Source organism: Enterobacter sp. JS8-1 (genome assembly GCF_049187015.1).
GTDB lineage: Bacteria > Pseudomonadota > Gammaproteobacteria > Enterobacterales > Enterobacteriaceae > Enterobacter > Enterobacter mori.
On sequence record NZ_CP185805.1, the window covers coordinates 2670362 to 2694890 of the forward strand.

General features: G+C 50.2%; 25 protein-coding genes, 2 tRNA genes, 1 other RNA gene and 1 pseudogene. 9 read left to right on the forward strand and 20 right to left on the reverse strand.

Annotated elements, in window-relative coordinates; genetic code table 11:
• Positions 1-140 precede the first annotated feature (140 nt).
• The 8 genes and pseudogenes from ACOQH0_RS12715 to ACOQH0_RS12750 form a co-directional block, all read right to left on the reverse strand.
• A complete protein-coding gene (locus tag ACOQH0_RS12715; protein ID WP_421510489.1) occupies positions 141-362 on the reverse strand; it encodes a DNA-binding transcriptional regulator in 222 nt (73 codons plus the stop codon).
• A 76-nt stretch (positions 363-438) separates the two neighbouring features.
• Positions 439-594, reverse strand: a pseudogene (locus tag ACOQH0_RS12720) (phage late control D family protein); the annotation flags it as partial.
• A gap of 84 nt (positions 595-678) precedes the next feature.
• Positions 679-861: a hypothetical protein gene (locus ACOQH0_RS12725; protein ID WP_421510490.1), complete on the reverse strand. Its 183-nt coding sequence runs from the start codon at positions 859-861 to the stop codon at positions 679-681.
• Entirely contained in the window at positions 849-1277 is a 429-nt protein-coding gene (locus ACOQH0_RS12730; protein WP_421510491.1) for a WapI family immunity protein, read from the reverse strand. Before ACOQH0_RS12730 ends, ACOQH0_RS12725 begins: the two co-directional genes overlap by 13 nt.
• A gap of 10 nt (positions 1278-1287) precedes the next feature.
• Entirely contained in the window at positions 1288-1968 is a 681-nt protein-coding gene (locus ACOQH0_RS12735) for a hypothetical protein (RefSeq protein ID WP_421510492.1), read from the reverse strand.
• Positions 1969-2527: 559 nt separating this feature from the next.
• Positions 2528-3163, reverse strand: a complete 636-nt coding sequence (leuE, locus tag ACOQH0_RS12740) for a leucine efflux protein LeuE (RefSeq protein WP_421510494.1) — start codon at positions 3161-3163, stop codon at positions 2528-2530.
• A gap of 69 nt (positions 3164-3232) precedes the next feature.
• Positions 3233-3643: an Exc2 family lipoprotein gene (locus ACOQH0_RS12745; RefSeq protein ID WP_421510495.1), complete on the reverse strand. Its 411-nt coding sequence runs from the start codon at positions 3641-3643 to the stop codon at positions 3233-3235.
• 127 nt (positions 3644-3770) lie between these two features.
• On the reverse strand, positions 3771-3944 hold the full coding sequence (locus ACOQH0_RS12750; RefSeq protein WP_017384232.1) for a YciY family protein: 174 nt from the start codon (positions 3942-3944) through the stop codon (positions 3771-3773).
• A gap of 143 nt (positions 3945-4087) precedes the next feature.
• On the opposite strand from ACOQH0_RS12750, the gene cls reads away from it, so the two are divergent.
• Entirely contained in the window at positions 4088-5548 is a 1461-nt protein-coding gene (gene cls / locus ACOQH0_RS12755) for a cardiolipin synthase (RefSeq protein WP_089599052.1), read from the forward strand.
• A gap of 33 nt (positions 5549-5581) precedes the next feature.
• Positions 5582-5911, forward strand: coding sequence for an HI1450 family dsDNA-mimic protein (locus ACOQH0_RS12760; protein WP_006810881.1), 330 nt, complete (start codon positions 5582-5584; stop codon positions 5909-5911).
• Positions 5912-5942: 31 nt separating this feature from the next.
• Here ACOQH0_RS12760 and ACOQH0_RS12765 read toward each other — a convergent pair whose 3' ends face one another.
• The 7 genes from ACOQH0_RS12765 to ACOQH0_RS12795 all read right to left on the reverse strand — a co-directional run bounded on the left by ACOQH0_RS12765 (position 5943) and on the right by ACOQH0_RS12795 (position 13827).
• On the reverse strand, positions 5943-6779 hold the full coding sequence (locus tag ACOQH0_RS12765) for an ion transporter (protein ID WP_089599051.1): 837 nt from the start codon (positions 6777-6779) through the stop codon (positions 5943-5945).
• A 48-nt stretch (positions 6780-6827) separates the two neighbouring features.
• On the reverse strand, positions 6828-7832 hold the full coding sequence (gene oppF / locus ACOQH0_RS12770) for a murein tripeptide/oligopeptide ABC transporter ATP-binding protein OppF (RefSeq protein WP_010433006.1): 1005 nt from the start codon (positions 7830-7832) through the stop codon (positions 6828-6830).
• A complete protein-coding gene (locus ACOQH0_RS12775) occupies positions 7829-8842 on the reverse strand; it encodes an ABC transporter ATP-binding protein (RefSeq protein WP_010433005.1) in 1014 nt (337 codons plus the stop codon). Before ACOQH0_RS12775 ends, oppF begins: the two co-directional genes overlap by 4 nt.
• An 11-nt stretch (positions 8843-8853) precedes the next feature.
• A complete protein-coding gene (oppC, locus tag ACOQH0_RS12780) occupies positions 8854-9762 on the reverse strand; it encodes an oligopeptide ABC transporter permease OppC (protein WP_014884161.1) in 909 nt (302 codons plus the stop codon).
• 12 nt (positions 9763-9774) lie between these two features.
• Positions 9775-10695: an oligopeptide ABC transporter permease OppB gene (gene oppB, locus ACOQH0_RS12785; RefSeq protein ID WP_089599049.1), complete on the reverse strand. Its 921-nt coding sequence runs from the start codon at positions 10693-10695 to the stop codon at positions 9775-9777.
• Positions 10696-10779: 84 nt separating this feature from the next.
• Positions 10780-12408, reverse strand: a complete 1629-nt coding sequence (oppA, locus tag ACOQH0_RS12790; RefSeq protein WP_010433002.1) for an oligopeptide ABC transporter substrate-binding protein OppA — start codon at positions 12406-12408, stop codon at positions 10780-10782.
• A gap of 771 nt (positions 12409-13179) precedes the next feature.
• Positions 13180-13827: a YchE family NAAT transporter gene (locus tag ACOQH0_RS12795; protein WP_010433000.1), complete on the reverse strand. Its 648-nt coding sequence runs from the start codon at positions 13825-13827 to the stop codon at positions 13180-13182.
• Positions 13828-14305: 478 nt separating this feature from the next.
• On the opposite strand from ACOQH0_RS12795, the gene adhE reads away from it, so the two are divergent.
• Entirely contained in the window at positions 14306-16984 is a 2679-nt protein-coding gene (gene adhE, locus ACOQH0_RS12800; protein WP_010432997.1) for a bifunctional acetaldehyde-CoA/alcohol dehydrogenase, read from the forward strand.
• Positions 16985-17059: 75 nt separating this feature from the next.
• On the opposite strand, the gene tdk is transcribed toward adhE, so the two are convergent.
• On the reverse strand, positions 17060-17674 hold the full coding sequence (tdk, locus tag ACOQH0_RS12805) for a thymidine kinase (RefSeq protein WP_010432994.1): 615 nt from the start codon (positions 17672-17674) through the stop codon (positions 17060-17062).
• Positions 17675-18224: 550 nt separating this feature from the next.
• On the opposite strand from tdk, the gene hns reads away from it, so the two are divergent.
• Complete coding sequence (gene hns / locus ACOQH0_RS12810; RefSeq protein WP_003856724.1) at positions 18225-18638, forward strand: histone-like nucleoid-structuring protein H-NS; 414 nt, start codon at positions 18225-18227, stop codon at positions 18636-18638.
• A 205-nt stretch (positions 18639-18843) separates the two neighbouring features.
• On the opposite strand, the gene galU is transcribed toward hns, so the two are convergent.
• The 3 genes from galU to rssA form a co-directional block, all read right to left on the reverse strand.
• Entirely contained in the window at positions 18844-19752 is a 909-nt protein-coding gene (gene galU, locus ACOQH0_RS12815; protein WP_010432990.1) for a UTP--glucose-1-phosphate uridylyltransferase GalU, read from the reverse strand.
• A gap of 199 nt (positions 19753-19951) precedes the next feature.
• Complete coding sequence (gene rssB, locus ACOQH0_RS12820) at positions 19952-20965, reverse strand: two-component system response regulator RssB (protein ID WP_421510497.1); 1014 nt, start codon at positions 20963-20965, stop codon at positions 19952-19954.
• A gap of 92 nt (positions 20966-21057) precedes the next feature.
• On the reverse strand, positions 21058-21960 hold the full coding sequence (gene rssA, locus ACOQH0_RS12825) for a patatin-like phospholipase RssA (protein WP_421510498.1): 903 nt from the start codon (positions 21958-21960) through the stop codon (positions 21058-21060).
• Between the two features lie 113 nt (positions 21961-22073).
• Between rssA and ACOQH0_RS12830 the strand changes: the two genes are divergently transcribed.
• The 5 genes from ACOQH0_RS12830 to ACOQH0_RS12850 all read left to right on the forward strand — a co-directional run bounded on the left by ACOQH0_RS12830 (position 22074) and on the right by ACOQH0_RS12850 (position 23961).
• Positions 22074-22532: a YchJ family protein gene (locus ACOQH0_RS12830; protein ID WP_421510499.1), complete on the forward strand. Its 459-nt coding sequence runs from the start codon at positions 22074-22076 to the stop codon at positions 22530-22532.
• A gap of 48 nt (positions 22533-22580) precedes the next feature.
• Positions 22581-23423, forward strand: a complete 843-nt coding sequence (gene purU / locus ACOQH0_RS12835) for a formyltetrahydrofolate deformylase (RefSeq protein ID WP_010432980.1) — start codon at positions 22581-22583, stop codon at positions 23421-23423.
• A gap of 157 nt (positions 23424-23580) precedes the next feature.
• A tRNA-Tyr gene (locus ACOQH0_RS12840) sits at positions 23581-23665 on the forward strand.
• 35 nt (positions 23666-23700) lie between these two features.
• Positions 23701-23785: transfer RNA gene (locus tag ACOQH0_RS12845), tRNA-Tyr, on the forward strand.
• A gap of 45 nt (positions 23786-23830) precedes the next feature.
• A non-coding RNA gene (locus ACOQH0_RS12850) (RtT sRNA) lies at positions 23831-23961 on the forward strand.
• Positions 23962-24045: 84 nt separating this feature from the next.
• On the opposite strand, the gene ACOQH0_RS12855 is transcribed toward ACOQH0_RS12850, so the two are convergent.
• The gene (locus ACOQH0_RS12855; RefSeq protein ID WP_218307483.1) at positions 24046-24489 is read right to left on the reverse strand and encodes an Lrp/AsnC family transcriptional regulator; all 444 of its coding nucleotides are present in this window, start codon (positions 24487-24489) and stop codon (positions 24046-24048) included.
• Positions 24490-24529 lie beyond the last annotated feature (40 nt).

The following is a 24529-nucleotide window of genomic DNA, read 5'->3' on the forward strand; positions in this document are numbered from 1 at the left end:
AATATACAAGCAGACCTCTAATATCTGTCTGTATGCAATCTATGTATTTGATAGTTCAAAAATTCATTAGAGCCAAGCGTATTAGACTACAATAGTATTAAATAATAGAGAGCCCCGCATTTGCGGAGCCCTCTAGTTGATCACATCCATTGGATCTGATGTTGACCTGACGTGGTAGGATGCGGCGGCGCTGGCAAAACTTCACCTGGTGAACCGATAAAACGCGAAAGGGTTTCGGTAATCACAAAGGTGCAACTGCAGTTGATGTTCTGGCACTGGCGATAACGCTCTTTTGTTGTATCGGAAAAATAGCGACTTGTGCGAGCGTGGGCGGCTAAATGGCATTTAGGACAGTGAAACATGGCGAGCACCTCAGAGCGTTATTGATGTATCAATTTCAACCATTAAAACCTTATATATTAAAAACATAATCAACTTTTAATGTGTTATCTCTTCGCTTTCATACTCCACATCCGAAACCTTAACCTCAAGCTCTAAGCGCGTCGTGTAGCCGTTCCCGTTGAGGTAATGCACCACCCGGCTGATTATCCACGCCTATTCGCCTATAACGCGCTTAGAGCCGTTGACCGCTACACACCGGAAATGAAAACCGCATTGGTGCTTAAAGCGAAAGACACCATTCGCCTCGGGTAACGGGGCGCTTTTACTGCAGGCGCATTAGGAGCCGAAGCCGCGCTGGCGCTGGCGCTGGCTGGCAAACATTGGAATGCAAAACGGATGCAAACTCATGCATCTGATGCATGCAGAGCTTAAAAAGAGAATTTCGCGAGTAAATGGCATAAAAAGACCGGCACTCTGAGTGCCGGTCTTATGGCTTGATGCAAGCATCAGTTTTGCCATGAAATGATGTCGTCGAGACCAGAGAGCAGGTCGGGGAAGTAACTTTCATCAATATCGAAGGAATCATTAAGGGTAATACTGTCAGCATGGTTTTCAGGCTTAAGTACCATACTAACGCCAATAGCCCCGGCAAAATGTGCCTGATGAAGCTTAAGCATAACCTGCTCGAAGGCCGAGGTTAAATTAATATCCTTAAATTTCGTCCCTGTCTTTAAGGCCTGATGGAAACCATGTGCATCATTCCTGAACTGCTCCAACTGACCGACAAAAAACTCTGAAGCAAACTCTGTTTTTAAGGCAGGGAGTGAGAATTCGACCCAAACCATAATACGGCTATAGGCAGGCTCTTCGGGCTCAGTCAGCCTTTCATAAGGCGTTAATTTAAGGTGTCTGTCACCGCTTGTGATATCTATCATGATCCCCCCCTTATGGCATGTACTGAAAATGCATGATAGTCCAGTCAGCTTCCCTGACCAAAACCTCAAGACGGTAAGACTTATAAATATAAGTGCCTTTATTTTGCCTGTCTTCCACAAGCTTATACATACGAGCCTCGTAACGGAAAAGCCCTGGCTTTTTGAGAGGATCCGGCGTTCTTATGCCATAACGAATGGCCTTTTCCTGAATCTGTAAAGGCACATAACGACCTGGGGTCAGCATGTGTTTTGCCGATGACTCACTCATCCTGAGCGCGCGAGCTGATAAGCCCATTTTAAGGCGGCCACGCAAGAGACTGATGGTAGCCTCACTGAGTCTCACAGTTACGGCGGCTTTGACACCACTTTCCAGTAACGCCTTACCTGCCCGTAAGAGACGAAATGCACCAAAGGCAATTAAAGCGAGGTCTGTTGGGTCAATCAGAGGGGCTTCTAATGGAGCTTCTTCCAGCCTGACAAACATGCCGTCTGCATCATAAATCTGCCATAAACCGGGAGCCTGAGCGACGGAATAACCAATACACATCCCGCTTTCGTCATCAACGATGGGTTTTGAGTTCAGTGGAGGATTGCGCGGGCGAAATTCGAAATATTCACCGGCTGGCAATGTAGACTGGAAGGTGTAGAAACGTCCTGGCTCGTCTGTAATTAATCCAACGCTCACTGTCATGATTTCCTTTTGAGCTAACCTTTGAGTCATCATAAAGGACGTTTTTACTTCAATCTACTTTTCCTGACTCTGATTTTATCGACTCAGAAGCTAATGCCTTGCAGGGCTCGTTGTTCAACACCACCTACACTGAAAGCGAGTTTCAGCACCTGCGGCGTTTGCTATCATCGACGTGGCGGCGGAATTGTCGGCCCTTTCACTGGGGTGAACACTTCAATTTTCGTATCACTGATATCGCTATATTTGCGGTGATTTTCTCTTACGTTAATTAGCGATGTGAACTAAATAATCTTTCACAAAGACCACTCCATTTGAGTTGAATTTCCAGGCCACTCACCAGCGACCGGATATTTGAATTTTGTATCGACATAAATCACCGCTTCCCCACGCTCTAGCGCGTCGAGCTCCCACCGTTCGGGGTAGGGGCGACCCTGACGGCCTGAACATCACGCGGAATGTTGACCTCACCCTGCGCGATGATGTACACCCTCATCTGGTCTGGCGCGGCTTTCCAGCTACGCCAGACATTAAAAAGGCTCCCTCAGGAGCCTTTCTTCTGTCAATGTAGCGACGCTAATCTCGCCGCAAAGCCGACAAATAATAGTCCTATCAGCCCATTCCCCAGCTTCGCCAGTTTCTTTTTGGTTTTCAGGTAGCGGGTGACAAACGCGCCAGAGAAGATCAGGAAGCTCATGTACATAAAGCTAATCAACTCAAGCGTGGTGGCGAGGATCAGGAAAGAGGTTCCTGTGTTTTGCGCATTCACGTCAATAAACTGTACGAAGAATGACACGTAAAACAGAATCGCTTTAGGATTCGTCAGGCTCAATACCAGGGAGCGTTTCATGATCGCGCTGGCAAGCTCGGTTCCACCTTCGTGGGCGTTATTCTGGCGAGTCATAACCGACCACAGCATTTTGCCGCCGAGCCACAGCAGATAAAACGCCCCCAGATAGCGGACAATATTGAACAGCACCGGCGTGGTCTGGATTAAGGCCGCGACCCCTGCCCATGCCAGAAACATCAAAACCGCATCGCCGATAAACACACCGGTCGCGGCGAGATAGCCTTTTTTGACGCCGTGACCAATACCCGTTTTCAATACAAACAGCGTATTCGGACCGGGTACCAGCACAATGAAAAATGCGCCGACCACGTACGTCCAGAAATTCAGTACACCAAACTCCGCAAACACCTCTCCCTCCTTTTGCTGAAAAACAACGGGAATATCGCTGCAAAAACGATATTCCCGAAAACTGTCGCGTTATTGTACGCCGTTATAGCCGTCAAGATAAGTCGTTGCCAGTTCGTTGCCGTATAAAATGGCATCCTTCGGCTCCATTTCCGAGGTCCATTTGCTATCACTATTCCCCGTGAAGGCGTGCTCCGTTTTGGCCTCTTCCTTCAACCGATCGCGAATAGCCTGTGCATACTGCTGAGCGTAAGACGGCGGTTGACCCGCGGCGCGGTCATCTTTCCCCTGCTTATACAGCTCACGAAACTGCGGCACATTGAGACGGTAATTTTGCGAAATACTGGAGGTATAATTCCCGCCCGTAAAATTGGATTGATGCGAGACGAAATAATAGGCATGTCTTTCAGGTGAGGGTTTGTTACTGTTGCAAGCGCTGAGTACAGCGATCCCCATAAGTACCGCGACCACTTTTCCATTCATCCTTTGTTCCTTTTAAATTCATGAGGTTAGGCAAGAGGAGTATATCGCGAAATGAGGTCGGGAAGAGACTGCGAAAAATGATAGTCTTATAAAATCAGCGGGCACCTTGACGGTGCCCTCATGGTTCTCAGATATCCTGGACGGCGAACAGCAACGCGTTGCGGTGTCTGTTTAGTCCACATTTTCTGATGGCGTGGATACGCATATTGCGGCGGGATTGTGCTTCCAGCCAACGAGCCTTACGACGACTCACCTGTCGCAACATACGCCAGCGCCCTACTTCTGTTCTACTGCGCTTCATATCGACAACTCTTTCACTCACAGAGTCGTCATTATAAGCTCAACCCCGTCGCAAACCAGCGCTTTTATCTGCCGTTTTTATTTGCCAGATGAATCCTGATGCGTACACTCATAACAATACGCTTTCAAAAGGATTTTTTACTTATGACAACCTTCTACACCGTGGTGAGTTGGCTGGTCATTCTGGGATACTGGCTGTTAATCGCGGGGGTGACGTTACGCATCCTGATGAAGCGCAGAGCCGTACCTTCTGCCATGGCCTGGCTTCTGATTATTTACATTCTGCCTCTGGTGGGCATTATCGCGTATCTCTCTTTCGGTGAGCTCCATCTGGGTAAACGACGCGCCGAGCGCGCCCGCGCGATGTGGCCCTCGACGGCGAAATGGCTCAGCGATCTTAAAGCCTGCAAACATATCTTTGCCGAAGAGAACAGCAGCGTCGCCTCTTCATTATTCAAGCTGTGCGAACGCCGCCAGGGCATCGCGGGCGTTAAGGGGAATCAGCTGCAATTAATGACTTCGTCCGACGACGTGATGCAGGCACTGATCCGCGATATTCAGCTGGCGCGTCATAACATCGAGATGGTTTTTTATATCTGGCAGCCGGGGGGCATGGCGGATCAGGTTGCTGAATCACTGATGGCCGCCGCTCGTCGCGGTATTCACTGCCGCCTGATGCTGGATTCCGCTGGCAGCGTCGCGTTTTTCCGCAGCCCATGGGCGGGAATGATGCGCAATGCCGGTATAGAAGTTGTTGAGGCGCTGAAGGTTAATCTGCTGCGTGTTTTCCTGCGGCGCATGGATCTTCGCCAGCACCGCAAAATGATTCTGATTGATAACTATATTGCCTACACCGGCAGTATGAACCTGGTCGACCCGCGCTTCTTCAAGCAGGATTCCGGTGTCGGTCAATGGATCGATCTGATGGCGCGAATGGAAGGCCCGGTCGCCACCTCAATGGGGATCGTCTACTCGTGCGACTGGGAAATAGAAACCGGTAAGCGTATTTTACCGCCGCCCCCGGACGGCAATATTATGCCGTTTGAAGAGGCCAGCGGACATACCATTCATACCATTGCCTCCGGGCCGGGTTTCCCGGAAGACCTCATCCACCAGGCATTACTCACGGCGACCTATTCTGCGCGTGAGTATCTGATTATGACAACGCCTTACTTCGTCCCCAGCGACGATCTGCTGCACGCTATTTGTACAGCCGCGCAGCGTGGTGTAGACGTCAGTATTATTATGCCGCGCAAAAACGATTCTCTGCTGGTCGGTTGGGCAAGCCGCGCATTCTTTAGCGAACTCCTTGCCGCAGGGGTGAAAATTTATCAGTTTGAAGGCGGACTGTTGCATACCAAGAGCGTGCTGGTGGACGGTGAGCTGAGCCTCGTGGGCACAGTTAACCTTGATATGCGCAGCCTGTGGCTTAACTTTGAAATCACCCTCGTGATTGACGATGCCGGATTTGGTGGCGATCTGGCGGCGGTCCAGGATGATTATATCTCCCGCTCGCGCCTGCTGGATGCCAGGCTGTGGGTGAAACGCCCTCTCTGGCAGAGAATTGCTGAACGACTGTTTTACTTCTTTAGTCCGTTGCTGTAAAACGTGCCCAACGATGTTTAACAGGTAGTCATCATGGAAATGGATCTGAACAATCGCCTGACCGAAGACGAAACGCTCGAGCAGGCCTATGACATTTTTCTCGAACTGGCGGTTGATAACCTCGATCCCGCAGATGTGATCCTCTTTAATCTGCAGTTTGAAGAACGCGGCGGTGCTGAGCTGTTCGACCCTTCAGAAGACTGGGCTGAGCATGTTGATTTTGATCTCAATCCGGACTTCTTTGCTGAAGTGGTGATTGGGCTGGCCGATGAAGATGGCGGTGAAATTAACGACATTTTCGCCCGCGTTCTGCTGTGTCGCGAGAAAGACCACAAGCTGTGCCATATTCTCTGGCGCGAATAATAAAAAAGGCTGCGATGGCAGCCTTTTTTATTTAATCCGGTAATTCACTACCACAGCGGTTACAGAATCGCGCGCTGTGTTCATGCTCACCCTGATGGCAGTTCGAACATTTACGCTGCTGCTTGCGGTTCTGAAATGCACTGCTCATGTGGGTGGTAATCAGTCCCGTCGGGATCGCGATCACCGAATAGCCAATCAAAATCAGGACCGATGCCACAATACGCCCAAGCGGCGTATGCGGTGTGATATCGCCGTAGCCGACGGTTGTAACGGTTACAATGGCCCAGTAGACGGACGCGTTGAGCGTCGTAAAGCCATATTTGGGCCCTTCTATTAAATACATCAGCGCGCCAAATACAATCATGACGATGGCAATAAACGAGTAGAACAAAATAAGCTGATGCCGCGCACTGACGATCGCACTCCAGAACACGCGTAATGACGGCATAAAACGCAGTAATTTCAGAATACGTAATACCCGAATCACGCGCATCGCTCGCCAGGCGAAGACATAGCTCAGGCTGATCTCCGGCCAAAGCCACATAACATAGAGCGGCAGGATGGTGGCTAAATCGATAAATCCCCAGAAGCTGAAAACATATCTGGCCGGGTTGGGCCAGGCTATCACTCTGAGGAGATATTCGGCGGTAAAGACCAGGGTAATCGCCAGCTCAAGCCAGACAAAGATATGCCATTCGTCAAACGTCAGGTGGTATTGCGTCCCCGCACCCGATTCAATAAAGATGACAACCACGCTGAGCAGCGCAAATAAACCGCAAAGACCTTCGAAGCGTCGCCCGGATACCGTTTCAGGATCGAATAAAAAATGATAAAGCCGCCGACGGGCTGACGTGAATAAACGCGACACAGTAACCTCGCAAAAAAATAAGGGCTGACGTCATGTCAGCCCTTGCGATTATAACGGGTCTACTTTAAGGCAGGAAACCGCATGTCGGAAACTGCCCTCCAGCACCGGTCGTGTTTTTGCACATTCCGGGCCGGCCATTGGACAGCGCGTGCGGAATACGCAGCCGGACGGCGGATTAATCGGCGAAGGCAATTCCCCTTCCAGCAGCTGAATAGTTTTATTTTTTTCCAGATCCGGGTCGGGGATCGGCACTGCCGACATCAGCGCTTTGGTATAAGGATGCAGCGGGTTGTGGTACACCTCGTCATAGGTGCCCAGTTCCACCGCGTGCCCCAGATACATCACCAGAACACGGTCTGAAATGTGCTTCACCACGGCCAGATCGTGAGCGATGAAGATCAGCGAGAGCCCCATCTCACGCTGCAGCTTCTGCAGCAGGTTAACCACCTGTGCCTGAATGGACACGTCCAGCGCGGAGACCGGCTCATCACAGATGATCAGCTTCGGTTCCAGGATGAGCGCACGCGCAATGCCAATACGCTGACACTGGCCGCCGGAGAATTCGTGCGGATAGCGGTTGATGAGGTTTGGCAGCAGGCCTACTTTCATCATCATCGCTTTCACACGATCGCGCACTTCCTGACGCGACATCTTCGGATGATAGGTGCGCAGCGGCTCGGCAATAATTTCGCCGATGGTCATACGCGGGTTCAGTGACGCCAGCGGATCCTGGAAAATCATCTGGATATCGCTACGCACGTCGCGCCACTCGTCCGGTTTCATCCCCAGCAGGTCTTTGCCCAGCCAGGCCACTTTGCCGTCGGTGGCTTTCACCAGACCGATAATGGCACGGGCAAAAGTGGACTTCCCGCAGCCAGACTCACCCACCACGCCCAGCGTTTCGCCCTCGTACAGGCGAAGCGTTACGCCATCAACGGCTTTGAGGGTTTTAGGCGGCTGCCAGAACCACTGTTTGCCGTCTTTGATATCGAAATGGACTTTAAGATCGGCAATTTCGAGCAGCACATTTCTTTTTTCATCTAATGCGTTCATACCAGCTCCTCATGCGACTTAAAGCAGGCGCGCAGGCGGCCTGGTGCAAACTCTTCCAGCGGCGGAGCGCTATTACAAATCTCCATCGCATGCGGACAACGTGGCTGGAATGGACAACCTTTTGGCAAACGCAGCAGGTTTGGCGGGTTACCCGGGATCGTCAGCAGGGATTCACCTTCCGCATCCAGACGCGGTACCGCATTCAGCAGGCCGATAGAATACGGATGTGCAGGCTGATAGAAGACATCACGCGCCTGACCGTACTCCATGGTACGACCGGCATACATCACCAGCACTTTGTCGCAGATACCTGCAACCACGCCCAGGTCATGGGTGATCATGATAATTGCCGTGTTGAATTCCCGCTTAAGCTCGTTCAACAGGGTCATGATCTGTGCCTGAACGGTCACATCCAGCGCAGTGGTCGGCTCATCAGCAATCAGCAGTTTTGGCCGGCAAAGCAGCGCCATCGCAATCATCACGCGCTGACGCATACCGCCAGAGAATTCGTGCGGGAACATGCGCATGCGCTTGCGCGCTTCCGGCATTTTTACCGCATCCAGCATTTTTACCGACTCTTCAAAGGCTTCCGCTTTACCCATACCTTTGTGCAGCATCAGCACTTCCATCAGCTGTTCGCCGACGCGCATATACGGGTTTAAAGAGGTCATTGGGTCCTGGAAAATCATCGAAATCTGCTCGGCGCGAAGCTTATTCAGCTCGTGTTCCGGCAGGTTGAGGATTTCACGACCGTTGAATTTCGCAGAACCACCTATCACGCCGTTAGACGCCAGCAGCCCCATCAGCGCAAATGCGGTTTGAGATTTACCGGAGCCAGACTCCCCCACGATCCCCAGCGTTTCACCGGCGCGCAGGTTAAAATTAAGGTCGTTGACGGCGGTGACATCACCATCCGGCGTTTTAAAGGTGACACGGAGATCGTTTACATCCAGCAGCATATTGCTCTGCTGTTGCGCCATTGGGGCAGTGGCCGTTTCAATAATCGTCATGACGGCGCTCCTTAACGGTCTTTCGGGTCGAGGGCATCACGCAGGCCATCGCCGATAAAGTTGAAACAAAACAGGGTGACAACCAGGAAGCCCGCCGGATACAGCAGCAACCACGGTGAAACTTCCATCGAGTTTGCACCGTCACTCAGCAACGCGCCCCAGCTGCTTAACGGCTCTTGCGTGCCCAGCCCCAGGAAGCTCAGGAAGGATTCAAAGAGGATCATGCTCGGCACCAGCAGTGAGGCATACACCACCACCACGCCAAGAACGTTCGGCACAATGTGGCGAACCACGATATTTCTGGTCGATACCCCACCCACCTGTGCCGCTTCGATAAACTCTTTGCGCTTAAGGCTCAGCGTTTGACCACGCACGATACGCGCCATATCGAGCCAGGACACCATCCCGATGGCCACGAAAATCAACAGGATGTTCTGACCAAAGAAAGTCACCAACAGGATCACGAAGAACATGAACGGGAAGGAGTTGAGGATTTCCAGCAGACGCATCATAACGGAGTCCACTTTCCCGCCGAGATAACCGGAAAGCGATCCGTAGAGCGTGCCGAGGATCACCGCCACCAGCGCGGCAGCAATACCGACCATCAACGAAATGCGGCCACCGATGGCCACGCGCACCAGCAGGTCACGACCGGATGAATCGGTACCGAAATAGTGCCCGGACTCCATATCTGGCGCGCTGGACATCATGCCCCAGTCCGTATCGAAATAGGTGAATTGCGACAGCATCGGTGCCAGCGTCACAAACAGGGCAATGATCACCAGTACGACCAGACTCGCGACGGCAGCACGGTTGTGCATAAAGCGACGACGCGCATCCTGCCAGAGGCTACGACCTTCGACTTCCAGTTTTTCACTGAAGTTTTCCAGCGCCTCGCTGTTTTTCTTACTCAACATCATGGCGTGCTCCAGTTAGTAACGGATTTTAGGGTCGATAACGGCATACAGCACATCGACAATGGCGTTAAACAGAATGGTCAGCGCACCAACCAAAATCGTCAGGCTCAGCACCAGCGAGTAGTCACGGTTAAGCGCACCGTTAACAAACAGCTGACCAATGCCCGGCAGTCCGTAAATGGTTTCGATAACCATTGACCCCGTAATGATGCCGACAAAAGCTGGCCCCAGGTAAGACAGGACGGGTAACAGCGCAGGCTTCAGCGCATGCCGTAAGATAATCCGGCGCATCGGTAAGCCTTTCGCGCGCGCGGTACGGATAAAGTTGGAGTGCAGAACCTCAATCATCGACCCGCGCGTGATACGCGCGATACTGGCGATGTATGCCAACGATAACGCCACCATTGGCAGTATCATGAACTGCAGCGCCCCACCGTTCCACCCGCCGCCCGGCAGCCATTTCAGCGTGATGGCAAATATCATGACCAGCAACGGTGCGACAACGAAGCTTGGGATAACCACCCCGGTCATTGCGACCCCCATGACGGCATAATCCCATTTGGTATTTTGTTTTAAGGCGGCGATAACGCCCGCAGCAACCCCGAGAACGACGGCGAGCAGGAATGCTGCAGCACCCAATTTAGCCGATACAGGGAAGCTTGACGCCACCAGGTCGTTAACGGAGTAGTCTTTATATTTGAATGACGGCCCAAAATCCCCGTGTGCCAGTTGCTTCAGATAGTTGAAGTACTGGGTAGAGATAGGATCGTTCAGATGGTATTTCGCTTCAATGTTGGCCATGACTTCTGGCGGCAGCGTACGTTCACCGGTAAAAGGGCTTCCCGGTGCAAGACGCATCATGAAGAAGGAAATCGTGATGAGAATAAATAGCGTTGGAATCGCTTCAAGACAGCGACGTAGGATAAATTTCAACATTGCCCGTACCTTCTGGCGTGTGCCTATATTATGTGACGTTGGTTAGACACCGTGGGGCGAGTACCCTCGCCCCACTCATTGCCATTAATGCTTGATAATATAAAGATTCTTAACGGAGATATTATCCAACGGGTCTTTACCGGTATAACCCCCTACCCACGGTTTCACCAGACGGGCGTTCACGTAGTAGTAAACCGGTACAATTGCAGAGTCTTTATCGAGTTGTTCTTCTGATTTCGCGTACAGCTCTGCGCGTTGCGCATCGTCAGTCACTTTCAGCGTATCACCGATAATCTTATCGAAAGCCGGGCTCTTATAGTGTGCAGTGTTATTCGAACTGTCACTGAGCATCGTGTTCAGGAAGGATGTCGGTTCGTTGTAGTCCGCACACCAGCCAGCACGTGCCACGTCGAACGTCCCCTGATGACGGGTATCGAGGAAGGTTTTCCACTCCTGGTTTTCCAGTTTGACGTTCGCACCCAGGTTTTTCTTCCAGATAGACGCGACGGCAATAGCCAGTTTTTTATGCAGATCTGACGTGTTGTACAGCAGGTTAAACGTCAGAGGCTTATCAGCGGTATACCCTGCTTCAGCCAACAGTTTTTTGGCTTCTTCGTTACGTTTTTCCTGGGACCATTTGAACCACTCAGGTTCAACCAGTTTCATACCGTCGGTGTAAGGCGGGGTGTAGCTGTAAGCGGGCAGATCGCCCTGGTTTTTCACCTTGTTAACAATGATATCGCGATCCAGCGCCAGCTTCAGCGCGGTACGAACGCGCACGTCTGTGAACGGTGCTTTCTGGTTGTTAATTTCGTAGTAGTACGTGCACAGGTACGGATCGACGTGAACTTCTTTCGGGATCTCTTTTTTCAGTTTCTGGAACAGTTCAATCGGCATGTTGTTATAGGTCATGTCGATCTCGCCGCTGCGGTAGCGGTTAACGTCTGTTACTTCAGAAGAAATTGGCAGGTAAGTCACCTGATTGATCACGGTTTTCGCATTGTCCCAATACTGCGGGTTACGCTCCAGAACCATACGTTCGTTGACCACCCAGTCTTTCAGCTTATAAGCACCGTTGGTCACGATATTGGCTGGCTGCGTCCATTTTTCACCAAATTTCTCCACGGCGGATTTTGGTACCGGGGAGACGGACGGGTGAACAAGCAGCTTATAGAAGTACGGAACAGGTTCGCTCAACGTCACTTCAAAGGTATTCGCATCAATGGCTTTTACGCCCAGATCGGTAACAGGTTTTTTGCCTGCGATAATGTCATCAATATTGGCGATGTGACCATACTGCAGATAGCTCGCATACGGAGAGGCGGTATTTGGATTCGCCAGGCGCTGCCAGCTATACACGAAATCTTCGGCGGTGACCGGAGTGCCGTCGGACCACTTAGCATCTTTACGCAGATGGAAGGTCCAGACTTTGAAATCTTTGTTTTCCCATTTCTCTGCCACACCCGGAGCCGGGTGGCCGTCTACGTCAGTGACCAGCAGACCTTCGAACAGATCGCGGTTAACGTTCGACTCAGGAACCCCTTCAATTTTGTGCGGGTCCAGAGACTGAACTTCCGCACCGTTGTTACGCACCAGCGTCTGTTTTTCCGCCAGTTGTACCCCAGCAGGCACATCCGCAGCCATTGCGTTGCCCGCGATTAGCGCAGTTAAAATCCCCGCCGCTACCAGATTTTTTTTTGTGATGATGGTCATTGTGTTGGTACTCCACTCATTATAATTACTGGCCTTCGCCAGCTGTGTAATCCCCTGTTGGGGCCTGTACAGCGCAGGAGTTTTTTTATGCTGCTGCCAGGTTCTTTTTTCTACTTCTGCTATCACCGACTTTTTTATTACTGACCGCTCGTATGGCCGTCTTGCGTCGATTCTCAACACGCCGCCCCGTCTGCGACGTGTTATGGATTTCTGAGACGAAAACTATATGAAAATAATTCTCATCTACTTGTTTAATTCTGCAAAATATAAGGCCGGAAAGTATCAAATGGCGCAAACGCCCGCCAATACATTTTGCAAATTTGTTAAGCAATTCTCTTTTACGAAGGATGCCGTTTCTCTGACAATCGTCTCACCGGACAGCATTTATCAAAAAATCGGTGGATATTCAATAAGATGTAAAAAACCTTTTCTGCGCGCACTTCAATGCGTCGCCCCAGGCAGATTTTGCACAAAAATTTAACAACTGGTTATTATTTAGCACATTCCTCTAGGGGAACATTGAAATTACTAATATCATTTCGGATATCACTCAGCAAGCCCCAGACTATCATGTGAGTAAAATAACAGAGCATTCGAAGGATTTATGTGCAGGCGGGTGGGCAGGAAAGAATTAACTTGTTGAAATACAAGAAAAGAGGATTATTAGTAGAATTTATTATGTCATGTTCACATTTCAACTTTATTTATATGATTTGCTGATAATGACGTAAAAAAAACGGAGCCCCTGGCTCCGTCCTTTCATATGAAGTTTTAATGCAATAACCCAGGGAAAATGCTTTTAATGCCGGTAACGATAAACTCAATACCCAGCGCCATCAGCAGCAGACCCATGATACGGGTAATAACGTTGATGCCTGTTTGCCCTAACAGCCGCACCAGCCAGGGGGCCATGCGGAATACGCCCCAACAGCAGAGCGCGAAAAGCGCAATCGCCACGGAAAAACCGATCAGGTGCATCAGACTGTGATAGCGCGTCCCCCACACTATCGTCGAGCTAATGGCCCCCGGACCCGCCATCAGCGGCAAGGCCAACGGAACGACACCGATACTTTCACGAACCGCTGTTTCTGATTTCTCCTGTTTGTTCTGTTTATCCTCACCCAGCTTACCGCTGATCATCGACATGGCGATGGTGACAACCAGAATCCCGCCCGCAATACGGAAGGAATCAATAGAGATACCGAACAACTGTAGAATGGCATCGCCCAGGTAAAGCGACGTCAGCAGAATAATGGCTACCGATAAGTTTGCCGTCAGGTTGGTTTTGTTTCTGGCAACGGCTGTCTGGTAGCTGGTCATACTGATGAAGACAGGGATAATCCCCACTGGGTTCACCAGTGCAAACAAACCAATAAAAAACTTAAAATATGTAGGAAAATCAAAGAGCGTTTGAATCACATTTAGCTCCGCTAATGAGCATGTTCAGGGACAGAAAATATGTCATGATAAAACCGCGCTGAAGATACGCTTTTTTGCAGCATTCTTCACCAGAAATCTGTGCCAAAACGTTATCATTTCATGATGTTAAACATTTGTAGAATCAATGATAGCGTCACTTCTAATAGTTACGTAATTATTTAACAGTGGAAAATTCTTGCCGAAATAGGCTGCTGAAAGGTATCAGCTTGGGGAAAAATTGATGCAGATCATGATTTCCGTACTCAGAAGTGAGTAATCTGATTACGCCGCCAGGGAGATCACCTATCAAAAAGGTATGATGCTAAGGTAAGGCTCTTTTAGTAAATTAGTGAGCTGGAACGAGAAGTAAGCCCTTGTTTTACTGTGTGTTACGCAAGTGGTATCGGCTCTGTCTATACTGTGTGACGTATCGAGCGCTGGTTTACTAAAAGAGTTTAAACATTATCAGGAGAGCATTATGGCTGTTACTAATATCGCTGAACTGAACGCACTCGTCGAGCGCGTTAAAAAAGCCCAGCGTGAATATGCCAATTTCACCCAAGAACAGGTTGATAAAATCTTCCGCGCGGCCGCACTGGCTGCTGCAGATGCTCGAATCCCTCTCGCTAAAATGGCCGTTGCCGAATCCGGTATGGGTATCGTTGAAGATAAAGTGATCAAAAACCACTTTGCTTCAGAGTATATCTACAACGCCTATAAAGATGAGAAAACCTGTGGCGTGCTGTCTGAAGACGACACCTTCGGTACCATCACTATTGCAGAACCTATCGGCATCATTTGCGGTATCGTTCCAACCACTAACCCAACGTCTACTGCTATCTTCAAATCACTGATCAGTCTGAAGACCCGTAACGCAATCATCTTCTCCCCGCACCCACGTGCAAAAGACGCGACCAACAAAGCAGCAGATATCGTTCTGCAGGCTGCAATTGCCGCTGGCGCACCAAAAGATTTGATTGGCTGGATTGATCAGCCGTCTGTTGAACTGTCCAATGCACTGATGCATCACCCGGACATTAACCTGATTCTGGCGACCGGTGGTCCTGGTATGGTTAAAGCTGCATACAGCTCCGGTAAACCAGCCATCGGCGTAGGCGCAGGTAACACCCCTGTTGTTATCGACGAAACGGCGGATATCAAACGTGCCGTTGCGTCTGTACTGATGTCAAAAACCTTCGACAACGGCGTTATTTGTGCGTCCGAGCAGTCTGTTGTGGTTGTTGATTCCGTGTACGATGCCGTTCGTGAACGTTTCGCAAGCCACGGCGGCTACCTGCTGCAGGGTAAAGAGCTGAAAGCCGTTCAGGACATCATCCTGAAAAATGGCGCACTGAACGCTGCTATCGTAGGTCAACCCGCATATAAAATTGCTGAGCTGGCAGGCTTCACCGTTCCGGCAACAACCAAGATCCTGATTGGTGAAGTAAAAGTTGTCGATGAAAGCGAACCGTTCGCTCATGAAAAACTGTCCCCTACTCTGGCAATGTACCGTGCGAAAGATTTCGATGACGCGGTAGAGAAAGCAGAGAAACTGGTTGCCATGGGCGGTATCGGTCACACCTCTTGCCTGTACACCGACCAGGATAACCAGCCAGAACGTGTTGCTCACTTCGGTCAGAAGATGAAAACTGCACGTATCCTGATCAACACCCCTGCTTCTCAGGGTGGTATCGGTGACCTGTATAACTTTAAACTCGCACCTTCCCTGACTCTGGGTTGTGGTTCCTGGGGTGGTAACTCCATCTCTGAAAACGTTGGTCCAAAACACCTGATCAACAAGAAAACCGTTGCTAAGCGAGCTGAAAACATGTTGTGGCACAAACTTCCGAAATCTATCTACTTCCGCCGTGGCTCTCTGCCAATCGCGCTGGATGAAGTGATTACTGATGGCCACAAACGTGCGCTCATCGTGACTGACCGTTTCCTGTTCAACAACGGCTACGCAGATCAGATCACCTCAGTACTGAAAGCCTCTGGCGTTGAAACTGAAGTCTTCTTTGAAGTTGAAGCTGACCCAACCCTGAGCGTTGTTCGTAAAGGTGCTGAACTGGCAAACTCCTTCAAACCAGATGTGATTATCGCACTGGGTGGCGGTTCCCCAATGGACGCCGCGAAAATCATGTGGGTCATGTACGAGCATCCGGAAACCCACTTCGAAGAGCTGGCGCTGCGCTTTATGGATATCCGTAAACGTATCTACAAGTTCCCGAAAATGGGTGTGAAAGCGAAAATGATCGCTGTCACCACCACTTCCGGTACCGGTTCAGAAGTGACGCCGTTTGCGGTTGTAACTGATGATGCAACAGGTCAGAAATACCCACTGGCTGACTACGCGCTGACCCCAGATATGGCTATCGTTGATGCCAACCTGGTGATGGATATGCCGAAATCACTGTGTGCCTTCGGTGGTCTGGATGCCGTGACTCACGCCCTGGAAGCCTATGTGTCTGTACTGGCGTCTGAATTCTCTGACGGTCAGGCTCTGCAAGCGCTGAAACTGCTGAAAGAGAACCTGCCAGCGTCTTACAACGAAGGGTCTAAAAACCCGGTAGCGCGTGAGCGTGTACACAGTGCTGCAACCATCGCTGGTATCGCGTTTGCGAACGCCTTCCTGGGTGTTTGTCACTCAATGGCACACAAACTGGGTTCTCAGTTCCACATTCCACACGGTCTGGCGAACGCTCTGTTGATCAGCAACGTTATCCGTTATAACGCGAACGACAACCCAACCAAGCAGACTGCATTCAGCCAGTACGACCGTCCACAAGCACGTCGTCGTTACGCTGAAATCGCTGACCACCTGGGTCTGAGCGCACCGGGCGACCGCACTGCTGCTAAGATTGAGAAACTGCTGGCATGGCTGGACAGCATCAAAGCTGAGCTGGGTATTCCTAAATCTATCCGTGAAGCAGGCGTTCAGGAAGCTGACTTCCTCGCTCACGTAGATAAACTGTCTGAAGACGCATTTGATGACCAGTGTACTGGTGCTAACCCGCGCTACCCACTGATCTCCGAGCTGAAACAGATTCTGCTTGATACCTACTACGGTCGCGAGTTCAAAGAAAATGACACTGTCGCGGTGAAAGTTGAAGCGCCTGTTGTTAAAGCTGACAAAAAAGCGAAGAAAAGCGCTTAATTGACAGCCTAATAAAAAACCCGCCAATGGCGGGTTTTTTTATGCCTGCTGATCGGCAAAGAAATCTGCACTGCCCTATTTCCGGTTATCGCTCTGGATAGCCGTCAGTGAACCTACAACAAGTGCTTCTTTATAGTGCTTGCGACAGACCGATACATAGCGCTCGTTGCCTCCTATAACGACCTGCTCGCCATCCGCGTAGGGTTTACCCGATTGATCGAGACGAAGCACCATACTGGCTTTACGGCCGCAGAAACAGATAGTCTTCAGCTCAACGAGCTTATCCGACCATGCGAGCAAATACTGGCTGCCAGCAAATAACTCGCCGCGAAAATCGGTGCGTAGACCATAACAGAGTACGGGAATATCCAGTTCGTCAACGACTTCAGAAAGCGCATGAACCTGTTCACGCGTCAGGAACTGGCTTTCATCTACCAGAACACAATGGATGGGCTTAGCGGCGTGTTCAGTGCGGATATCATCCAGTAAATCCGTTTGCGGGTTATAGAGCCTTGCTGGCGACGAAAGTCCTATTCTTGAACTTACCTTCCCTGCACCAAAGCGATCGTCGATTTCAGCGGTGTATACAACAGTGCGCATCCCCCGCTCCTGATAATTGTATGAGGATTGCAGTAACGCCGTCGATTTCCCTGCATTCATTGCCGAATAGTAGAAATAAAGTTGTGCCATTGGCTGAAGAACCCTAATCAATGTGTAATATTCCCGATGAATCATTGTACCATATTTTGTCCCGTCATCAGCGATACACCGCACAGACTATGCCGCTGAACCCGTGATTAACCCTCGGTACTTTTAGAAAATAATGCGTTAAAACATACATTAAACGCTTATCGGGCTGCCAATAAGCCACATATGCAGCCAAACATAACACTTCTTTTTATACTGGAATTTACGCTCATTAAAATTCACTATTTATTAACTATTTTTGTCTTACCCGCGCGTCCCTGAAGTAATACAAAAGGCTGATATTTATCCGCCGCAACTATAATTCCTGAGGGAAATGTCACAAAACCAAACATGCATACCGCTGGTTTTTGCCGTTTGACGTGAAATCATCAGACCAGACAAACGGTGAAATTTAAGTTAGCGTAATTAATAATAGCGCCGACGATTTCGTATTTTTTGAATTCCTTACATTCCCACCTATTGCACAACTCAATTTATCGCTCTATTATTAGGACAACAAACCACCCCCCATTATAAGTTTGAGATTACTACAATGAGCGAAGCACTTAAAATTCTGAACAACATCCGTACTCTTCGTGCGCAGGCAAGAGAATGTACCCTTGAAACGCTTGAAGAAATGCTGGAAAAATTAGAAGTTGTAGTTAATGAGCGTCGTGAAGAAGAAAGCGCAGCTGCTGCTGAAATCGAAGAACGCACTCGTAAACTGCAGCAATATCGCGAAATGCTGATTGCAGATGGTATCGATCCAAACGAATTGCTGAACAGCATGGCTGCAGCGAAAACCGGTACCAAAGCAAAACGCGCTGCTCGTCCGGCTAAATATAGCTACATTGATGAGAACGGCGAAGAGAAAACCTGGACCGGCCAGGGACGTACTCCAGCTGTTATCAAGAAAGCAATGGATGAGCAGGGTAAACAACTGGATGACTTCCTGATCAAGGATTAATCCGAATCTATTTACAAAAATCCCGCTTAATGCGGGATTTTTTTTATGCGAAATTCAGCTGAGCAACCCTTTACACTCTGTCATATGTCGCCACAGACTATTTAATGTCTTTTACAATCCTTCTCAAGCGGCCACTGAGCCTCGTTATGGGCATAAAAAAACCGGTGGGCATCGCCTCACCGGTCTTGTTCAACTGAGTATCAGACTATTTCTTAATACCCACGTTTTCTTTGAGCCAGGCTTTAAATTCTTCGCCCAGGGTATTGTGGCGAATACCATATTCAACGAATGCCTGCATATAACCGAGTTTATTACCGCAATCATGGCTCTTACCTTTCATATGGTAAGCTTCTACGGTTTCTTTTTCGATCAGCATGTCGATGCCATCGGTCAGCTGGATTTCATCACCCGCTCCCGGAGGCGTTTTCGCCAGCAGTGGCCAAATCTCAGCACTCAGCACGTAACGACCCACAACCGCCAGATTAGATGGCGCGACATCCGCTTTCGGTTTCTCAACGACACCAACCATAGGAACGCTTTCACCAGGCTCCAGATTAACGCCCTTGCAGTCCACAACACCATAGGCGGTAACGTCTTCTACAGGCTCAACCATGATCTGGCTGCTGCCTGTTTCGTCGAAGCGCTTGATCATCTCAGCCAGGTTATCCTGAGACAGATCTGATTCAAATTCGTCCAGAATAACGTCCGGCAGAATAACAGCAACCGGCTCATCACCCACAACCGGGTGTGCACACAGCACAGCATGACCCAGACCTTTCGCCAGCCCCTGACGAACCTGCATAATGGTGACGTGTGGAGGACAAATAGACTGAACTTCCGCTAACAGCTGGCGCTTAACGCGTTTTTCCAGCATCGCTTCAAGTTCAAAACTTGTATCAAAATGGTTTTCGATAGAGTTTTTAGATGAATGCGTAACCAGCACAATCTCAGTAATCCCTGCCGCGATACATTCATTTACGACGTACTGGATTAATGGCTTATCAACTAAAGGCAGCATCTCTTTAGGGATTGCCTTCGTTGCTGGTAACATCCTGGTCCCCAATCCCGCTACCGGGATGACGGCCTTTCTGACTTTCGAATTTAGGGCAGCCATTCAAATTCTCCTGAGCTGTTCAAGTTTTGAACTTTTATGCATTAAATAACGCGTTGAGTATATCAGCCTCAGCCTTTAGTACGGGTCTGAAAAGAACGCGTTGCCGATCAATTAGGATAAATACGCATGAATCTGGCAGCGATAGTAGCACCGCCAACTAAACACTGGAAAAGCAATCTCAAGAATAAAACTCAACTGCTTATTCCGTGGACAACATTAAGCGCAACCGCCCGCCAGCACCCCAAATTTGGCACTGCCAGGAGGAACAGCGATGGCTAATTTGATTGAGGTAAGCCGTCCCCAGTGTTCCCAGCGGTACGCCGTTACTCACCTGAATATGATGCTCCCCAGTATTCAGAGAAGCGTTTAAACCCGCAGAAACAAGAATCAGATTTTTCAGTCCGCTGTGATAATAACCGACGAGAAGAGGAAACTGCCCAGGCAAATTAGCCTGGCGGAAAAGCTGATTTACTTGTTTAAGCAAACTGCCTAACTCAGGAAGCCGCTGTCCCTGATGGGATAACTGCTCCTGCAATAATCCATTAAATAGCGCACGAAGTAACAATGCGGCTAAAACACCATTGTCTCCTGCCCGGGTCACGTCCAGACAATAAAAGGCAAGATCGGAATCGGATAACGGCGCAATATCGAGCACCAGACCATGCTGGTCCGCCGCCACAAGTTGTCGATAATTTATCCGGCAATGGGAAAGCGTTTGTTGTACCGGCGGCTGAAGCTCTTGTAACAATTTGGCTGCGGCAAGCGGATTACTGACCAGCGCATCCCAGTCCTGAAACAGGCGTTCTTCTTCTTCAACGCGGGAATTGAACATATTGGGATAAAGGCAAGCGAGCACCGTCTCACGCAGACGGTTCAAATCCTTGACGGGCTTGAGCAGAATATCCTGTACTCCCAGACGTAGTGCTTTCGCGATATCCGCCATATTCTCCGTCGCAGAGATCACCAGCACCGGCATTAGGTTTCCTTCGTTGCGAAGATGCTCAACCAGTTTCAGGCCATTCATTCGCGGCATCGCGATGTCGCAGATCATCAAGTCCGGGGCAATAGACGTCATTTTCTCCAGCGCGTCGATGCCGTCCTCGGCAAGAGAAGTATCCGCACCCAGTGAGGATAACCACGAATCCAGCAAAGAGCGGAAAACGGGCTCGTCTTCAACGATTAAAATGTGTTTTCCGACCAATGGCTGCGTCATGGTTCCTCCCCTGGCTGACAGTTACTCAATAGTGGCATGCTATTGGGACTATCGCCTGTCAGATTTTGCTGAAGTAATCAAATAAAAGATGCTTAAAGTGCTGTTCGCACAAATGGCAACAATTCATCTATTTTCTTTTCGACGGCTAAGGCACCCGCTGAAATCGCGGCCTCAGCTCTATGGAAATCAAGGGTAGAGATTTGAGGACAATAAGGTTGAATCAGAATATCGGGAGGATCGCCAGCCATACGGTTTCGCTTCAGGCGATTCTCAAGTACCTGAATTGAGGTGGTCATGATTTCCAGGGCGGTGGGTGCCGTTACTGCTCGGCGAGCTGCCAGGCGTCCAATTCTTCCGCGCAAACGCGCATGCCAGGCGAGCTTCTCACCTTCGGTATCATCACTTTGCAGATTAACGGGCATGAGGTCTTGCTGCATCAGGTGGGCATCATGTTGCAGGTCCACGGCAATCACAATATCCGCACCCATGGCACGCGTCAGGGAAACAGGGACCGGGTTTACTACCCCGCCATCGACCAGCCAGTAGCCGTTATGTGGCACAGGGGCCATTAATCCCGGCATGCTGCAGGACGCACGGACAGCAAGATGAAGATCGCCTTCGGTGAGCCACAGCTCACGTCCTGTACTGAGGTTCGTGGCCACCGCGCCAAACGGCAACTGACAGTGGGTAAAGTCATCAAGGGGCATAATCTGACGGAACTGATTAAACACGCGCTCGCCGCGCAGCAGGCCGCCACGCTGCCAGGAGAGATCCATCAGGCGCAGCACATCCCAGTAGCTGAAGGAACGTACCCATCTCTCAAGCTCCGGTAGTTTACCGCAGGCATATGCTGACCCGACCAGCGAACCAATCGAACAGCCTGCAACGATATCAACGTCAATACCCATCTGTTTCAAGGCGTTGATAACGCCAATATGCGACCAGCCTCGGGCTGCACCTGAGCCTAACGCCAGTCCAATTTTTACTTTTCTCATTAGCCCTGTTTTACTTCCCCTGGATCCCCAACATAGCGTCAACGCAACAGCTCAGTTAACATAGTGCTACCTAAGCGTTAAACGCCCTTATTTTTTGTTCCAGGAAGAGAATCGTGTCTCAACTCTGCCCCTGTGGTAGCGCTCTGGAGTATAGCCTATGTTGCCAGCGATATCTTACTGGCGAGCAGGTTGCTCCAGACCCGTCACATCTGATGCGTTCGCGGTATACTGCTTTTGTGATCAAAGACGCAGATTATTTAGTCAAGACCTGGCACCCCACTTGCCATGCAGCTGATTTTCAGCAAGACATTGAAGCGGGCTTCGCCAATACCCACTGGCTCGGTCTCACGGTCTTTGATGCAGCCCCCGGTCGTGATGAAAACGAGGGTTTCGTGAGTTTTGTTGCCCGTTTTACCGAACAGCACAAACCCGGCGCCATTATTGAACGTTCCCGTTTCTTAAAGGAAAGCGGGCAATGGTATTATATTGACGGAACGCGTCCTCAATTCGGTCGTAACGATCCCTGCCCTTGCGGTTCAGGTAAAAAATTTAAAAAGTGTTGCGGGCAGTAATGCCTGACAACCCAGACTTCGCAAATACATAAACAGGATTTCCCGGCGATGCAATCACTACAACGTAAAGTTCTGCGCACCATCTGTCCCGATCAAAAAGGACTGATCGCACGAATTACCAACATTTGTTACAAACATGAACTGAATATCGTGCAGAACAACGAGTTCGTTGACCACCGTACCGGTCGCTTCTTTATGCGCACCGAGCTCGAAGGTATTTTCAACGACACCACCCTGCTTGCCGATCTGGATAGCGCCCTGCCGGAAGGTTCCGTGCGTGAACTGACGCCTGCTGGCCGTCGTCGCATTGTGATCCTGGTGACCAAAGAGGCACACTGCCTGGGCGACCTGCTGATGAAAGCCAACTACGGCGGACTTGATGTCGAAATTGCCGCTGTTATCGGCAACCACGAGACGCTGCGTACGCTGGTCGAGCGTTTTGATATTCCATTCGAACTGGTCAGCCACGAAGGACATACCCGTGAAGAGCACGACGATCTGATGGCGCAGGCGATTGAAGCGCATAATCCCGATTACGTGGTGCTGGCGAAATACATGCGCGTATTAACGCCCTCCTTCGTATCGCGTTTCCCGAATAAGATCATCAACATTCACCACTCGTTCCTTCCCGCCTTTATCGGCGCGCGCCCGTACCACCAGGCGTACGAGCGCGGCGTGAAGATCATCGGTGCGACGGCCCACTATGTGAATGACAACCTGGATGAAGGTCCCATCATCATGCAGGACGTGATTCATGTGGATCACACCTATACCGCAGAAGACATGATGCGCGCTGGGCGCGACGTTGAGAAAAACGTCTTAAGCCGTGCGTTGTATCAGGTGCTTGCCCAACGCGTCTTCGTTTACGGCAACAGAACCATCATTCTTTAATCTTTCGGAAAATGAATTGATTAGCTTTGCACCTTTGCGGATAAAAAGCAGGCAAACAGCGTCATTTCCCTAAAGGAATGCTTTACAGGGGCGTCTCATTTGATATGATGCGCCCCGCTTCCAACAGGAAGCAGGCCTGTAAAAAGCATTACCCCGTGGTGGGGTTCCCGAGCGGCCAAAGGGAGCAGACTGTAAATCTGCCGTCATCGACTTCGAAGGTTCGAATCCTTCCCCCACCACCATATCTCAGCATTACCTCAAAATTTGAATTACCCCTGGTGGGGTTCCCGAGCGGCCAAAGGGAGCAGACTGTAAATCTGCCGTCATCGACTTCGAAGGTTCGAATCCTTCCCCCACCACCATCACTTTCAAATGACTCCAAATCTTCTGTTCGCACCAGGCATCATGCATTTCCTAGACGGGGAAGGATGAGAAGCTTCGACTAAGGTTCGATTCGAGCGTAGCGAGAAAGCGTTGCCGCAGGCAACGACCCGAAGGGCGAGGCGCAACGCGCCGAGTAATCCTTCCCCCACCACCATCACTTCCAAAAATCATAACAAAATCGAACCGAGTCAACCTTCGTAGGCCGGGTAAGGCGCAGCCGCCACCCGGCAACAGACAGCTACATCGGCGGCAACCGTCGCTTCACCGGCGAGCTCTTCACAATCGACGTATTACACTGGGCATGCTCTGCCAGGCCGTCCAGCAATACATCCAGCTGTTCTATCGACCGTACCACCAGCCTGATCACAAAACAGTCCTCACCCGTGACTTTGTCACTCTCAATGCACTCCGGCATGGCCTGAATGTATTTATCCACCTTATGCAATAACCCCGGCAATGGGCGCACGCGCACCAGCGCCTGCAAGGTGTATCCCAGCGCCGCCAGGTTCACCCGCGCACCATAACCCTGAATCACACCGCGCTCTTCCAGCCTCTTCAGACGTTCTGCCGTGCTGGGTGACGTCAATCCCACACGACCACTCAGCACCTTCAGCGACGCGCGCGCGTCCTCTACCAGACAAGCCAATATTTGCCGATCGATATCATCAAGCAGGCATTCCATCGTTTTCACCTAATTTTAAAAAGTCATTAACCTGTTTCAC

Bases quoted from the DNA above. Each gene is read 5' to 3' on its own strand.
- ACOQH0_RS12715 (WP_421510489.1), bottom strand. From the start codon at position 362: ATGTTTCACTGTCCTAAATGCCATTTAGCCGCCCACGCTCGCACAAGT.
- ACOQH0_RS12725 (WP_421510490.1), bottom strand. From the start codon at position 861: ATGGCAAAACTGATGCTTGCATCAAGCCATAAGACCGGCACTCAGAGT.
- ACOQH0_RS12730 (WP_421510491.1), bottom strand. From the start codon at position 1,277: ATGATAGATATCACAAGCGGTGACAGACACCTTAAATTAACGCCTTAT.
- ACOQH0_RS12735 (WP_421510492.1), bottom strand. From the start codon at position 1,968: ATGACAGTGAGCGTTGGATTAATTACAGACGAGCCAGGACGTTTCTAC.
- ACOQH0_RS12745 (WP_421510495.1), bottom strand. From the start codon at position 3,643: ATGAATGGAAAAGTGGTCGCGGTACTTATGGGGATCGCTGTACTCAGC.
- ACOQH0_RS12750 (WP_017384232.1), bottom strand. From the start codon at position 3,944: ATGAAGCGCAGTAGAACAGAAGTAGGGCGCTGGCGTATGTTGCGACAG.
- cls (WP_089599052.1), top strand. From the start codon at position 4,088: ATGACAACCTTCTACACCGTGGTGAGTTGGCTGGTCATTCTGGGATAC.
- ACOQH0_RS12760 (WP_006810881.1), top strand. From the start codon at position 5,582: ATGGAAATGGATCTGAACAATCGCCTGACCGAAGACGAAACGCTCGAG.
- oppF (WP_010433006.1), bottom strand. From the start codon at position 7,832: ATGAACGCATTAGATGAAAAAAGAAATGTGCTGCTCGAAATTGCCGAT.
- ACOQH0_RS12775 (WP_010433005.1), bottom strand. From the start codon at position 8,842: ATGACGATTATTGAAACGGCCACTGCCCCAATGGCGCAACAGCAGAGC.
- oppC (WP_014884161.1), bottom strand. From the start codon at position 9,762: ATGATGTTGAGTAAGAAAAACAGCGAGGCGCTGGAAAACTTCAGTGAA.
- oppB (WP_089599049.1), bottom strand. From the start codon at position 10,695: ATGTTGAAATTTATCCTACGTCGCTGTCTTGAAGCGATTCCAACGCTA.
- oppA (WP_010433002.1), bottom strand. From the start codon at position 12,408: ATGACCATCATCACAAAAAAAAATCTGGTAGCGGCGGGGATTTTAACT.
- adhE (WP_010432997.1), top strand. From the start codon at position 14,306: ATGGCTGTTACTAATATCGCTGAACTGAACGCACTCGTCGAGCGCGTT.
- tdk (WP_010432994.1), bottom strand. From the start codon at position 17,674: ATGGCACAACTTTATTTCTACTATTCGGCAATGAATGCAGGGAAATCG.
- hns (WP_003856724.1), top strand. From the start codon at position 18,225: ATGAGCGAAGCACTTAAAATTCTGAACAACATCCGTACTCTTCGTGCG.
- galU (WP_010432990.1), bottom strand. From the start codon at position 19,752: ATGGCTGCCCTAAATTCGAAAGTCAGAAAGGCCGTCATCCCGGTAGCG.
- rssB (WP_421510497.1), bottom strand. From the start codon at position 20,965: ATGACGCAGCCATTGGTCGGAAAACACATTTTAATCGTTGAAGACGAG.
- rssA (WP_421510498.1), bottom strand. From the start codon at position 21,960: ATGAGAAAAGTAAAAATTGGACTGGCGTTAGGCTCAGGTGCAGCCCGA.
- purU (WP_010432980.1), top strand. From the start codon at position 22,581: ATGCAATCACTACAACGTAAAGTTCTGCGCACCATCTGTCCCGATCAA.
- ACOQH0_RS12855 (WP_218307483.1), bottom strand. From the start codon at position 24,489: ATGGAATGCCTGCTTGATGATATCGATCGGCAAATATTGGCTTGTCTG.